At 39.9% G+C, this 13,599-nt stretch carries 15 protein-coding genes; 3 read left to right on the forward strand and 12 right to left on the reverse strand.

Annotated features, from left to right (window positions below; genetic code table 11):
- Positions 1-60 precede the first annotated feature (60 nt).
- The 5 genes from FZC76_RS03710 to FZC76_RS03730 all read right to left on the reverse strand — a co-directional run bounded on the left by FZC76_RS03710 (position 61) and on the right by FZC76_RS03730 (position 3,815).
- A complete protein-coding gene (locus FZC76_RS03710) occupies positions 61-783 on the reverse strand; it encodes an alpha/beta fold hydrolase (RefSeq protein ID WP_148986910.1) in 723 nt (240 codons plus the stop codon).
- 69 nt (positions 784-852) lie between these two features.
- Positions 853-1,479, reverse strand: coding sequence for an arylformamidase (gene kynB, locus FZC76_RS03715; protein WP_316246590.1), 627 nt, complete (start codon positions 1,477-1,479; stop codon positions 853-855).
- Between the two features lie 9 nt (positions 1,480-1,488).
- Complete coding sequence (kynU, locus tag FZC76_RS03720; protein WP_148986911.1) at positions 1,489-2,760, reverse strand: kynureninase; 1,272 nt, start codon at positions 2,758-2,760, stop codon at positions 1,489-1,491.
- A gap of 90 nt (positions 2,761-2,850) precedes the next feature.
- Positions 2,851-3,078: a hypothetical protein gene (locus tag FZC76_RS03725; protein WP_148986912.1), complete on the reverse strand. Its 228-nt coding sequence runs from the start codon at positions 3,076-3,078 to the stop codon at positions 2,851-2,853.
- A 170-nt stretch (positions 3,079-3,248) separates the two neighbouring features.
- Positions 3,249-3,815 (reverse strand): hypothetical protein, encoded by a 567-nt coding sequence (locus FZC76_RS03730; RefSeq protein WP_148986913.1) that lies wholly within the window; start codon positions 3,813-3,815, stop codon positions 3,249-3,251.
- 98 nt (positions 3,816-3,913) lie between these two features.
- Between FZC76_RS03730 and FZC76_RS03735 the strand changes: the two genes are divergently transcribed.
- Positions 3,914-4,513: a hypothetical protein gene (locus FZC76_RS03735; RefSeq protein ID WP_187441943.1), complete on the forward strand. Its 600-nt coding sequence runs from the start codon at positions 3,914-3,916 to the stop codon at positions 4,511-4,513.
- A 26-nt stretch (positions 4,514-4,539) separates the two neighbouring features.
- On the opposite strand, the gene FZC76_RS03740 is transcribed toward FZC76_RS03735, so the two are convergent.
- The 7 genes from FZC76_RS03740 to FZC76_RS03770 all read right to left on the reverse strand — a co-directional run bounded on the left by FZC76_RS03740 (position 4,540) and on the right by FZC76_RS03770 (position 12,049).
- The gene (locus FZC76_RS03740; RefSeq protein WP_148986915.1) at positions 4,540-5,280 is read right to left on the reverse strand and encodes a phosphatase PAP2 family protein; all 741 of its coding nucleotides are present in this window, start codon (positions 5,278-5,280) and stop codon (positions 4,540-4,542) included.
- An 86-nt stretch (positions 5,281-5,366) separates the two neighbouring features.
- Complete coding sequence (locus tag FZC76_RS03745) at positions 5,367-6,179, reverse strand: GNAT family N-acetyltransferase (protein ID WP_148986916.1); 813 nt, start codon at positions 6,177-6,179, stop codon at positions 5,367-5,369.
- A 790-nt stretch (positions 6,180-6,969) separates the two neighbouring features.
- Complete coding sequence (locus FZC76_RS03750) at positions 6,970-7,926, reverse strand: 3D domain-containing protein (RefSeq protein WP_148986917.1); 957 nt, start codon at positions 7,924-7,926, stop codon at positions 6,970-6,972.
- Between the two features lie 232 nt (positions 7,927-8,158).
- Positions 8,159-9,151, reverse strand: a complete 993-nt coding sequence (locus tag FZC76_RS03755) for a class I SAM-dependent methyltransferase (protein WP_148986918.1) — start codon at positions 9,149-9,151, stop codon at positions 8,159-8,161.
- Positions 9,152-9,153: 2 nt separating this feature from the next.
- Entirely contained in the window at positions 9,154-10,473 is a 1,320-nt protein-coding gene (locus FZC76_RS03760; protein WP_262372384.1) for an FAD-dependent oxidoreductase, read from the reverse strand.
- 467 nt (positions 10,474-10,940) lie between these two features.
- Positions 10,941-11,195, reverse strand: coding sequence for a DUF2164 domain-containing protein (locus FZC76_RS03765; protein ID WP_148986920.1), 255 nt, complete (start codon positions 11,193-11,195; stop codon positions 10,941-10,943).
- 26 nt (positions 11,196-11,221) lie between these two features.
- Positions 11,222-12,049, reverse strand: a complete 828-nt coding sequence (locus FZC76_RS03770) for a VanW family protein (protein WP_148986921.1) — start codon at positions 12,047-12,049, stop codon at positions 11,222-11,224.
- A gap of 199 nt (positions 12,050-12,248) precedes the next feature.
- Between FZC76_RS03770 and FZC76_RS03775 the strand changes: the two genes are divergently transcribed.
- Positions 12,249-12,506, forward strand: coding sequence for a transcriptional regulator SplA domain-containing protein (locus tag FZC76_RS03775; protein WP_148986922.1), 258 nt, complete (start codon positions 12,249-12,251; stop codon positions 12,504-12,506).
- A gap of 15 nt (positions 12,507-12,521) precedes the next feature.
- Positions 12,522-13,547 carry a spore photoproduct lyase gene (gene splB / locus FZC76_RS03780; RefSeq protein WP_060666275.1) on the forward strand — a complete coding sequence of 342 codons (1,026 nt, stop codon included), beginning with the start codon at positions 12,522-12,524 and terminating at the stop codon, positions 13,545-13,547.
- Positions 13,548-13,599: the final 52 nt, after the last annotated feature.

Raw genomic sequence — 13,599 nt, forward strand, 5'->3', positions numbered from 1 at the left:
AAACCGGACAAAGCCGCCCAGTTGGAACGAAAATCAACCGACTATTAAAAAGGAGGAGCGTTAAAAGCTCCTCACGATTCCTTGTACGATTCGTTTCCATTGTTCCTCTTTTGGGATGCTTGCTTCATTATCCCCTTTTTGAAGGCCATAATCTCCGAACTGAGAATGATTGCCGCCTTGAATGATAAATGTATAAGTCTGTGATGGAAGCCTTGAATCAGCTTTTGTTAATCTTTCATCATCAATAACACCATCAAGTTGGGCTTCAAAAGTGATGACCTCTCCTTTAAATGAAGATAAATCGTCATCTTCTGAAGGATATGCTGCCATTAAGATTAAACCTGTAACCTTATCAGGATTGTTCGCCACATATTTTGCTGCCATTGCACCGCCCAGAGAATGACCTGCCACAACCCACTCCCGATCTTCATACTCGTCAATAATCTTGTCCGCTTTATCTGAATTGAATACAGCAAGGTGCAAAGGCATCTTTGCTATGATAAAGGGAACCCCCTGCTCTGCTACCATCCTAGCCAATGGAGCATAAGCGGCAGCTTCCACCCTACCACCAGGATAAAAGATAATGCCAGCTTCATCATTTTCTTCTGTTGGGAAGAAAGAAATCCAACTATTGTTTTCTTTTATTGTGACTTTGTCTGTTGAATCCAAGCTGCCATCATTTATTGATTTATAAGGTGTTGCAATCAAAAATAGACATGCTGCAGCCGCTACACCCACAACAATTCCTAAGGTAACTAAACTGATTTTTTGCCATTTTTTCATCTTTGTACCTCACCATTATAGATTACTGTCTATTTTATGAAAACAATGAAGGGAAAGCAAATTCTACTACTAATTTTCTATGAGTACAGCTCTCACTGGGCTTCCATCTGCACCCTTTATTTTCAAAGGCAGGGCAATCAACTCATACTCTCCTTCTTTTATTTCACGTAAATCAATTCCTTCAAGTATACAAATGTTGGCTTGATGCAAGCTATGATGGATGGGTAGATCTTTACTATCCAACACATCTACACTAGGAAGGTCTACACCAATTAAAGGTACTTCCATTGCCTTCAACATTTCTACCACTTCTAAAGATAGTGTTGGGATTTGTTCAGGAAACTCTTCTTCGTTATCCCATGCATCCGTTCTAAAGAGGATTCGTTTTGCATGGTACTGGTTAATAGCTTCTTCTACATGCTTTCGTTCAATTATACGATGCCCTCTCACATCTATAACGACGGCCGGTCCTTTAAAAATTGAAGGATTCAACTCATCCATCCGCTTTCCCTTATCATCAAAATGAAATGGGGCATCCACATGAGTTGCGTTATGGACACTCATTTTTATACTACCAACATTAACAGACCCTGTATGCTGCTTCGACCAGTTTACATGATAGTGAAACGGAGTGTCTCCTGGCCAAGTTGGAGTGTTCTCACTAAGTGGCCTCGATATATCATACATTCTCATCATCTTTCCTCCTTAAGCAACTACTTCCCGTTCGTTGGAGTATTTTTCATAATGTTTTTCATTCATAATAGTTCGCAGAATCTGCACCGTTTCATAAACGTCTTTATATGTGGAGTATAGAGCAACTGGAGCTAACCGGATGATATTCGGCTTTCGGAAATCTGGCACCACTCCTAGCTCCTTCAATGCTTTGCATATGCGAGCAGCTTCTGGATGTTCTAGACTCACATGCCCTCCACGACAAACATCATCCATTGGATTGGTCACTTTGAATCCATATTCCGAAAGCTCTTGATCAATTAGTTCCATCATCAATCTCGTTTGACGGAGTGATTTATGCCTGATTCTCTTCATCCCAATTTCTTCAAACATTTGTAAAGAGCCTAACAACGGAGCCATGCTGAAAATATGAGGTGTTCCAATCTGATACGCACCACTTGTAGCAGCAGGTGTAAATGAATGCTCCATATCAAATTGTTTTTGCTTATCCGAACCAAACCAGCCTGTTAACCCAGGTGTTTTATCAAAATGTTTTTCATGGACAAACAATGCCCCAACCCCTCCTGGACCGGAGTTTAAATACTTATAATTGCACCAATAAGCAAAATCAACATCCCAAAGGTGAAATTCATGCGGAATGGCACCAACGGAATGGCATCCATCCCAACCGACAATAACGCCCTTTTCATGCGCTGCTTTTGTAATTTTCTTTATGTCAAACAGCTGACCACTTCGATATAAAACTGTAGGTAGAATAAGAATGGCAACCTCTTCATTCAGCTGTCGGATGATATCCTCTTCACATATGGTATGCCCATCCCTGCTCTTCACTCTAATTAGATGCTCTTTTGGATTTAATCCTTTTAATTTTAGAATACTTTGAATCGCATAAATATCGGAAGGAAAATTCAACTCATCTGCTACAATTTTCGTTCGCTTCCCTTTTGGATGGTAGAAAGTCGCTAGCAATTGATGTAGATTACTTGTGGTAGAACCTGTAACCATCACTTCTTCCTCTTTCGCACCTACAAGCGGCGCACTTAATTCGCCAAGCTTTTCAGCAAAATAAAACCAGGGCTCCTCCCCGCTCGTCCAACCATCGATACCATGATGTTTCCATGAATCCAAGAGGCTCAGAAGTGCTGATTCTGCCCTTTTTGATAGAAGCCCAAGTGAATTCCCATCCATATAAATAGAACCTTCTTTTATGTAAAATTCTTCACGATACTTCTTTAAACAATCCTCTTCATCCCATTTATAAATCATTTCCATCGTAATACTCATCTGTCTTCCCCCTTTGCACTTCAACTACATTATCTCATTATTCTGTTAAGTGGGACAAGAAAAAAAGAGACTCTATTAAAAGAGTCTCACCTAAAGGACATTTTGAGTTAATTGATAGAATAAATCCTGCATTTTCTTTTCAGCAAGATCATTCACGATATTTCTAGTTTGCAAGGAAGGATTACCATTGATTCGGAAACTATAGTCAAGAATTTCTGGATGCATTTCGGAATACATAAATTCAATCTTCACTTTATGTCCTTCTGATTCCATCATCAGTGTGCATACTTTATTACCCATAAATTCTGTAATTTTCACGACGGATTCCTCCTTCTCTCCTTTCATAACACTAACTATTTCTACAGATAAGGACAAATTCCCTTTAAGTTTCAGCAAATTATTTGAATTTTTCGCAAAAAAGAAGAAGCGGTTGTCGTATCCGCTTCAGGTTAACTTTTACTTGTTGATTTACGTTTCCGGCGCTTCGCTTAAAAATTCTTTTTAAGGTAGTTGTTGACTCTTCTAATTTCTCGATTGTTTCCCAGTGCATGGGTTACTCCCCAAATGTTTGTTTCGCCTTCTTCTTTTGTTACTTCATTTAGGGTTACGTCCAAATCATGAAAGATTCGGTGTAAGTACTTCAGTGCCATTCTGTCATCGTTTCGTTCGACCAGAATAATAAGTCCATTTGCATTTTCCATGTCATTCCACACTTTGGATGGAGCAAACCCTTCCGATTTCATCCAACTGACAGCAGCTTTTAGTTCTTTCCATTCGTCAGATGTTTTTAAATTGCGAAGATTGACTGTGTCTGCCCCTCCCCACCCTGTTACATTATTCAAATATTTATGTTGCTCTGCTAAGACTTCTAAAGTGCTAACTTCCCTGTTTTCCTGATATAAAACCGCTTCTTCAAATTCTTGATGCTCTATTTCTTGCACACTTGCAAGTGTAGTAGAAGAAAATAAAGAGCCCCCATCCACATAATCATAATAATGATAACCAATGACCCCGATAATGGCCACCAGCATAAAAGTAGAGATAAATTTTAACAAAGTCCTCACTCCCGATTTGTCTCGCTCTCTTACCCTTTGCTTTGCCCTCTTCATCGTTTATTGGTAGGATAAAAGAAAAAAGCCATAGGTGAGAAATGATGAAAAAAAATATAATTATCTTTATTATCGTCTGTTCTCTAACATTGTTAACAGCATGTCAGGAACAAAAGGAGACAAATGAAGCAGGCCCTCTAGACGGGTTGTTTGCTGGGAGTGAGCTTTCCTATGAAGAATATAAATTCATTATGGAATATATCGTAGACCGCGCAAAAGAAATGGAAATAGAAAACAAGGAGTTGGAAAAATGGGTGATTCGTGCTATTGGTGATGAGAGGCTAATGAATAAAAGAGACCTCACCAAAGAGGAAGCCTTGGAGGAAGCAGAGTATAACCAGAAGTATTACGAAACATTTATGAGTATAGCCGAAAATAAATACAATGTAAGCGTTACGGAAGAAGAACTAGATACGTGGATATCCGAAGGGCCGGATCAGAGCGACATTCCTCAGCACAAAGCCTATGCCGAAGCTTTAAGTTTGACCATAAAAGAATTAAACCATAATTATGATAGAGACTTATATGAGCAAACAATGGTAATGGAAAAACTCCAACCTCTGTTACACGAAAAATATGATACAGCTGATGTTGATGAAGTAAGAAACGAACTTAATAAAGAAGTAGAGGAACAAATGAAATAGAACGGCCCGTTTAGGGTCGTTCTATTTCATTTTCGGTGATAGATAAGATTAGTGAGATGGGCCCGCTTATCCTTGTCCCGATACACCTTCATCATTTCCATGGAAAATATGCAGCATATAAGCCAGATCATTCCAACAGCATAGCCTGCCAAAATGTCACTTGGATAATGCACTTGGAGATAGACCCTGCTAACACCTACAAGAATGATAAGTGTGGCCAAAAGTCCGGTTCCTAGCAATCTCGTTTTAAAGAAACGTTTTTCTCTGCCAATCAGATAGATGATAAAACCATATAAGATGAAACTTCCCAACGCATGCCCGCTCGGAAAACTATATCCACTCCCGTCGAATTCGGGAGCCAATGTAGGCCGGTCGCGTTGGAAAAAGTACTTTAAGACAAAGATAAACAATCCTCCACCAGCTATGGCAAGAATGAAAAACACAACGCCAAGTACATCTCTTTTTTTCAACCAAAGAAATAACACCGTAAGCATGCTCGCAGAGGTTATCCACCAGACAGAACCGGTTTCCGTTATCAATCTTAGCATGTTAGTCAATGTTCCGTTTTCTATCGATTGGAAATAATCCATGATAACACGGTCAAATGTAAACTTCTCCTGCTCCCATACATCCTCTGCCAATTCAAGGAACAAAGCCGTGGCGGAAATCATGAGAGCTATCCCTGCAAGAATAAGCAAACTAGGCGCCCATATTTTCCTTATATTAATCTGTTCCTTCCAATAGCGTGCTTCCTCTTTTAAATTCATCCAATCGCCTCTTTTATGTGATAAGTACCTATTACCTTATTCCACTTCAGCGACTGGGTAAAACGTTAAATAAAAGTTTAGAGTTCCTACTCTTGCTGTTGTCTATGAAAGGAATACATCATCCAAAAACCAATATCTTGAAAACCTATCCGCTTATAGATTACTCCTGCACTTGGGTTGTCATAAAATAAACACAGCTCTTTTCCTTCTTGAAGAAGTTGATTGCACAATTTGACCATGCATTGTGTGGCATAGCCTTTCTTTTTAAAATTCTCAAGGGTTGCTACACCTACAACCATTGCTGATACCGTGTTTTCTGCCGTAGTAGAGGCAGTGGAAACCATTTCACCATCTTCTTCCATAAAGAAGGAGCGCGAAACACCTTCCTCGAGCACACGTTTCTTTCTTTCCACGGTTATGATAGAATCAGTGAATTCAGGAATTGAATTTAGTAATCTGACAAGTCTCTCAGCATCCTGTGGAGCGGCCTGAAGAACATTTGAGGTATCAACATTGGCCTCTAGTTCATGTGATAAGACCGTACATTTCGCATAATAGGTCTGTCTTTTCCTTTTTAGCCGGTGCATGACAAACGGTTCAACTCTTGCTGTCACTTCCTTTAAACCTGACATCATACTAAAATTCGGATCATTTAACATGATGTTTGCAAATCCTTCTGCATCAAAGACTCCTTTTGCATATGGGATAAAGTTTTCTTCATATTTTAGAAGAACCGCTATAAGTTCGTTTTTCTCATTAAATTCTCCCCACAGTTTCTGAAAGTCTTTTTCATACCCATAAGCCTCGATATCTCCAATAATAAAGAGATTTTCTGCAGGTTGTTCACTTAAAAAGTCAAAACATATTTCATGGTCCATTTCTGTCAATCTCCTAATCATAACCCCTACCCTCTCCGTTTAATATTTAAAAATATTCTCACATTTTACCTAAAAATCTATTAAGAGGGAAGATTTTTTTGAGTAAAATACCAGTTAATTAGAGTGGAAGGTGCGATACGGCCGCGGGAGGAAGGGACAGGTGACACCCCTGAAGCGTTGTGAGGGAGCTCCCGGACCGCCCGCAGGCAAGTGAAGCTCCGGCGCCGGGAACGGAAATCAACCTCCATTAAAAAAACTCTTTGCTTCGGGTAACTGCCAAAATGGAATCAAGGTCTTCATATCGGCGGAAGAGACCTCTCTACTCCTTTTTTTCTCGTCACTGAGGTCTTCATCTCCTCTATGAAGACCTCTCTACTCCTTTTTTCTCGTCACCGAGGTCTTCAACACCGTTATGAAGACTTCTCTACTCCTTTTTTCTCGTCACTGAGGTCTTCATCACCGTTATGAAGACTTCTCTACTCCTTTTTTCTCGTCACTGAGGTCTTCATCATTATGAAGACCTCTCTACTCCTTTTTTCTCGTCACTGAAGTCTTCATCTCCACTATGAAGACCTCTCCACTCCTTTTTTCTCGTCACTGAGGTCTTCATCACCGTTATGAAGACTTCTCTACTCCTTTCTTTTCCTCACTGAGGTCTTCATCACCCGCATGAAGACTTCTCTACTCCTTTTTTCTCGTCTCTAAGGTATTCATCACGATCAAGAATTATCCTAATGATTATTCCACAAATCATTACTTAGACATAGAAAAAGAGGCCACCCGATGACATCGAGCAGCCCCTATCTTTTTATTACTTATAAACTTTTACTTGAACTTCTTGTACACCAAAGTTAATAGCATCTTGCTTGTCCGGAATGAAGATATCAATTTTGTTTCCTTTGATTGCTCCACCAGTATCTCCAGCAATTGCCTCGCCATAGCCTTCAACCCATACTTTTGATCCCAAAGGAATAACATCAGGGTCAACAGAGATAACTTTCATATCTGGGTTTTCCAACAGGTTGATTCCTGTTGCAGTGATACCAGAGCATCCTTCACAACTTGCTGTATAAGCAGTAGCTGTCATCGTTAACTCTTGCGCTACCTCTTGGTCAGCTGCAGTTTCTTCCTCTGCAGGCTCTTCAGCTGGTGCTTCTTCCGCTGCTTCCTCTGTTACAGGCTCCTCAGCTGGTGCTTCTTCCGCTGCTTCCTCTGTTACAGGCTCTTCAGCCGGTGCTTCTTCTGCTGGCTCTTCTGTTACAGGCTCCTCAGCCGGTGCTTCTTCTGCTGGCTCTTCTGTTACAGGCTCCTCAGCCGGTGCTTCTTCTGCTGGCTCTTCTGTCACAGGTTCTTCAGCTGGTGCTTCTTTCTTTACAGGAGCTTCTACAGCAACTGGATTTCCATCCACATAGATTACCAGCTCGTCCCCTGCATAAATTAAATCAGGATTTGAAATGGAATTCCATTCTGCTAATTTCTGATAAGAGACACCTTCATAGTTTTGAGAAATCCCCCATAACGTGTCACCTTTTTCAATTTTGTAGCGTTCAGACAACGCCACTTTCAATTGATCTTGTGGGTGGATTACGTCACTTGATAGACTGTTCCACTCTTTAATTTCATCTACTGATATATTGTTCGCTTTAGCAATGTCCCAAAGCGTGTCGCCTTTCTTTACCGTAACTTCTGCAGCAGAGGCATTTGCACCTAAACTAAACGTACCTGCAAGGGCCGCTGCCGTTACTAAAGAAACCATGCTCTTTTTCATACTAAATACCTCCTATGTATTTGACTCAGTGTTCTAATAATAACATGGTTCTAGTAGTTTAAAAGAACAGCAGAATAACATTTAGGTTACGTAAATAACGGGTATATTAAGGGATTATTACGACATTTCCTTATATTAGTAGGATAAGGAAAACTATTCAAATAGAGGATTATTACACCACAAAATAGAGCTCAGCTTGGAGATTCTCCAAAGGTGAGCTCTTCAATCACAATTAATTTAATTTAGTAAAAGTAATTTGATACCAGCCGCCTTCTTTGATGACCGGCTGCATTTTTTCCACTTTCAACTCTGCCGCATTCGCCAGATTCTTGAGATCATCTTCGGAAGGAAGAGGGTACAAGTTATCAAATGCGGTAAAAAAACTGTTGAACACACTGGAGAACTGACCACCATGTTTAGAGTTGTGTATTGGTGAAACCACTGATAATGTTCCTTTAGGAGGCAACCATTCACTTATTTTTTTAAATAGATCCGTCCGGTCTTCCGGAGAGATATAATGTAGAATGTTATTTAACATAACAAAATCTACTTTTTCCTCCGGTGACCACTTATGAACATCTTCACAAACAATTTCCACCTGACTTTGTTTTTGACAGTTTTTACTCGCTTCTTCAGCCACATCCTCATTGAGCTCGATACCAAGCATCCTCGCTTTCGGAAACTTTTGAGAAAGCTTTAGTAAATAACCACCGCTTCCACACCCGACATCTATCACAGTATTAGGTTTAGCTTTTTTCATCACCTTCATCACTCTTGGAATAGCCAGTTGTTCTAAAAGTGAGGAGGTTTGCGCGACAACCATTCCATGTTCTTTTTGATTAAAAAGCTCTTTCTTTTCCGTCTTCATCATTTTTGGATACTTTATTAGAGTAGGTATATGCAGTTCCATCATCTCTTTTAAAAGCACCCCGGTAGAACGAGGGTTATGTTTACTTGAAGGTACCATGAACTTTTTCACGGTTTGGTAGCGTTCCTTCGATTTCTTTTTCAAGTATCCAATGACACCGCCTACTTCAACCCATCTTTTCAATAGATCTTCCTTTAAATCATGTTCTTTTGCTACTTCCATAATTGTTTTAGGCTTTTTAAAAGCTTCAAACAAATCGAGCTCATACCCAACATAGGCATGCCAACTATATAGGAAGGGCAAGTTTCTCTTCATATACCCTCGCGCTTTAAAAAGCCTCACATATTCACTTATCATACCTATGCTTCCTCCTTATTTCTCCATGGGTAATCTTCTTCTTCTGTAAAAAAATGCCTGCGGTCAATGATCTGCTTATCCCGTTCTTTCCTCTTTGGAGCAACTCCAGACTGAATGACCCTATCCATTAGGGATTCCTTCCAAATGCCCAAACCAGAAATATTCAACATATGTTTAATATGAAGAACAGGATCGTTTGTGAGCTGATCGATCACTTTGCTTCTCCACGTCACAAAAGATTTGAGAGGACGCGAATAGGCCAAAGCGGACAGGTGACTCAATTTCAATACATGGCGAACCCTAGGTTTTCTTACTTCTTCATAAAAAGAAAGATATTCTGGGGAATGTCTTTCTTTGTCATACATCCAACATAGTAATTCTCCAAGGACATCTCCGTCCTGAATCGCCAAGTTCATTCCCTCGCCTGCCATCGGATGGACGCTATGAGCCGCATCCCCAAGCAATGCTATGTTTCCTTTCACATAGTTAGAAACATGATAATGCACGGGAATCATGAGCTGGATTTTTTTCCAAGAATCTATCTTCTGAACATATCCATCCAGCTCTGGGCAGAGTTCTAAATATTTTTGATAAAAGGATTCAAGCCCTTCTTCAATCATCTGTTTATAAGAGCCTTTTGGAATTAAATATACACTCCTTACAAGATTGTCAGGCAAAGGGAAAAGCCCAAGAAAGGTATCATCTGTAGAAATGATCTTTCCTTCTATCATGCTTGCAGGCCTTGGAAACGTAACAGTCAGAAAATCATGATCATATTTCTTTTCTTTTTTCGGCACATCCATCGTTTCACGAACCTTAGACTTACGCCCCTCTGCACTAACATAATAATCTGCTTCTAGTAGTACCTCTTCCTTGTCCATTCTCACCTTTGCCTTGTTGCCATCGAAACCTACGAACCGTCCAGGTTGAATATATTTGAAGGAAGGATATTTTTTTGCTTCCTCAAGTAGAATAGTTTTTAATGTTTCATGGGGAATCATCAATGCATAGTTATAAGGGTCCGGAAGTATGTTATAACTCATAGATTGAATCGGTTTTTTGTTTGATTTCTTCTGCTTCTTCTTCTCTATTAACTCAATGCAGTTAATTTTATGTCCAAATTCCAACACCTTAGGAAGAATGCCATTTTTCTCGAAAATTTGTAGCGTCTTCGGCTGCACTAATTCTCCCTTGTACATGTGTGGGCTCCCTTTAACCTGTTCTACAACCGTCACACCAACACCACACTTCGCAAGCTTAAGCGCAACCGTCAAACCGCCAACACCGCCCCCAATCACCAACACATTCGCCTTCAACACCATCACCACCTATACTCATTTCATTCCACTAAACCAACAAAGCAAAACTTAGAAACTCTCTGGACGAAGGACTGTGGAGAAAAAAATCCTTCAGGGGTCAGACCCCTGAAGGATTTTTGAGACCGATGTCGAAGTCAGCCCCGCTCTAGGGCCAGCTAGAAGGACAACTTTAGCAGCTTGGCGGCGGCAAGAAATGCATAGAAAACGGAATTGGGCGACTTTTGAGATTTACAGGCGATTTGGGGCCACTTTCGGGCGATAATTTGAGTTTACGGGCGATTTTTCGGATTTATAGGCGAAAATAGAAAAATACGGGCGATTCCCTTTAATTGTATAATACGCCAAATCGCACACATTTTTAGAAATTCAAACTCAAAATCAAAAAACAACTTTTTTGGCTTTAAAAAAAGCCAAAAAAGTTGTTTCTCTAAACTAGCGTAATAAATATAAATAGAAACTCGTCAATCAACTTACCTGTACCTTCCGCCCCCAGTAGAGCGTTTCAAAGCTTCAATATCCTCTTCAACAGATCCCCAACGTTCTTCCACCAAAGCCTTCGCATCGGCAATCCCTTGGTTATAGTAGTACGGTCCGAGTTCTTTCATAAAGATGTCCAGCAACAAATCGGCACCTAACTCGCCAATCTCTTCGTCTCGTTCTTCTTCGAAATATGACTGGATTCTGCCAATCATTTGATCTTTCATTTCTTTAGGAATAGAAATCATCTTCAACACACCCTTAATAACGTCATTTAGCCGTTTTGTTCGGTTGCTTCCAATAACGGCTCATACATCATAATAGCATGATTTTCGGTTACATATTGGTCATCGATTTCCATTCCCTGAAGGTTCATCACCTTGCGATGAATAACATTATGACGTAAATAGCCTCCCCAATAAGCGGATGTGATGCTATGGTCTTTTTCATACACCTTATACTTTACGATTGGAGGATTTGCGGACCTCCATTCTCCAACCAAGAAGTCTCCTTCCATTCTTACCTTTAACTGAAAGGCTTGTTCTGTATCATTTCTAATCTGTAGATCCAGGTAATTATAGGAACAGGTTGCACCACTGCCAAAAGGCTGGGTTCTCTTAGAATCAGGAAAAACATCAAAACTGTGGCGGTATCGTTCTGTTACAGTCAGCGGCGTGTGCAATGTCATCCAATAAATAAGATTTGACATCTGACACAAGCCTCCTCCAAGGCCTGGCTTAAACATGCCATAAAAAAGAACCATTCCATCTACATATCCTTTGCTCTTCGTCGGCTTTCCAATCAACTTCCAATAAGAGAAAGTTTCGCCTGGTCGAATAACTACACCATTTAACTTCTGTAGGGCGATTTTCAAATTAATTACCTTATTTTTCTGGTACCACATATCTACGTTCTTTAACTTTCTAAGCGTAGGAGTTTTATGTAAAAAAACTTGATACGGCAATAATTCCTCTGTCATTTCTACTGCATAGATTTTCTTACCTGTCTTCCACTCTACCCATCTCTTGGCTATGTAGAACTGGGTTCCAAGCCAAATGCGAAGTTTTGATCTTTTTTTTGGTCGTAAATCTACGTGATTCATCGCGAGACCACCTCCAATTTTCCCCCCAATAGACGAACAACGCTTGTAAAAAGTTTCAAAATATTCATAAAAATTACTCTATATAAAATTGATTAGTTTTACAATATTTCTCAAGGATATTATTCCCGATTCATTTAACACTAAAATTACATTCCTATTGACTTTGATGAGATGAAACAATTAAAAGCAGGTGACTAACATGGACATATACCAACAAGCTCCGTCTTCCTCTCTACAAGAAGGAGATGTAGTGTACTTATTTTATCGAAATCCGCACACACAGAATGTGGCATCCATCCAACAGGCAAGTATAATGGCAAATCCTTACGAGGAAGGGCAGCTTTCCATCTTTCTCTATGATACGTATTATCCATTATCGGATGAGTTCGTTTTTTTCACTTCATTAGAAGAAGCAGAAGCATTATATAATGAATATTTTGGACCAACATACGAATAAAAAGGGGGGCAGTACATGAAACCGTTTGTTCCACAACTTGTATATATTGAACCTAAAGCACTTGACTATCCATTAGGAGTAGAGCTAAAAGAGAAATTTGAATCGATGGGACTTGAAATACGGGAAACTACTTCCCATAATCAGATAAGAAATTTACCTGGAGATAATGATTTTCAAAAATACAGGACTGCTAAATCAACTTTAGTTGTCGGGGTTAGAAAAACGCTGAAGTTTGATTCATCCAAACCCTCTGCTGAGTATGCCATCCCTTTTGCGACAGGTTGTATGGGCCATTGTCATTATTGTTATTTGCAGACAACTATGGGAAGCAAGCCTTATATCAGGACTTATGTGAACCTGGATGAAATCTTTGACGCAGCCGATAAATATATGCAAGAACGAGCTCCCGAAATCACCAGGTTTGAAGCGTCTTGTACATCGGATATCGTGGGTATTGATCATCTTACTCATTCTTTGAAAAAAGCGATTGAGTACTTTGGTAAATCTGAACATGGTCTTCTTCGGTTTGTGACAAAGTTTCACCATGTCGATCACTTGCTTGATGCAGACCATCGCGGGAAAACAAGGTTTCGTTTCAGTGTGAATGCCGATTATGTAATAAAGAACTTTGAACCCGGAACATCTTCTCTAGATTTGAGAATTGAAGCTGCTGCAAAAGTTGCAGGTGCAAACTATCCTCTTGGTTTTATCGTTGCACCAATTTACTTGCACGAAGGCTGGGAAGAGGGATATAAAACTTTATTCCAAAAGCTATATGATAAGCTTCCTGCACATGCCACTGAGGACCTTACATTTGAATTAATTCAACACCGATTTACCAAACCTGCAAAAAGGGTCATTCAACAAAACTATCCGATGACAAAGCTTGAGCTAGACGAAGCAAAGCGTCAGTATAAATGGGGACGATATGGGATCGGGAAGTATGTATATACGAAGGACGAAGCGACCGAGATAAAAGAGACATTATCTGAATATATTCATTCTTATTTTCCTCAGGCGCGGATTGAGTATTTCACATAATGCTATAAACCCTCAAAAACAGCATCCCCTCCTTATATGGGGGTGCTGTTTT

The organism is Sutcliffiella horikoshii (assembly GCF_008180725.1).
Classification (GTDB): domain Bacteria; phylum Bacillota; class Bacilli; order Bacillales; family Bacillaceae_I; genus Sutcliffiella_A; species Sutcliffiella_A horikoshii_B.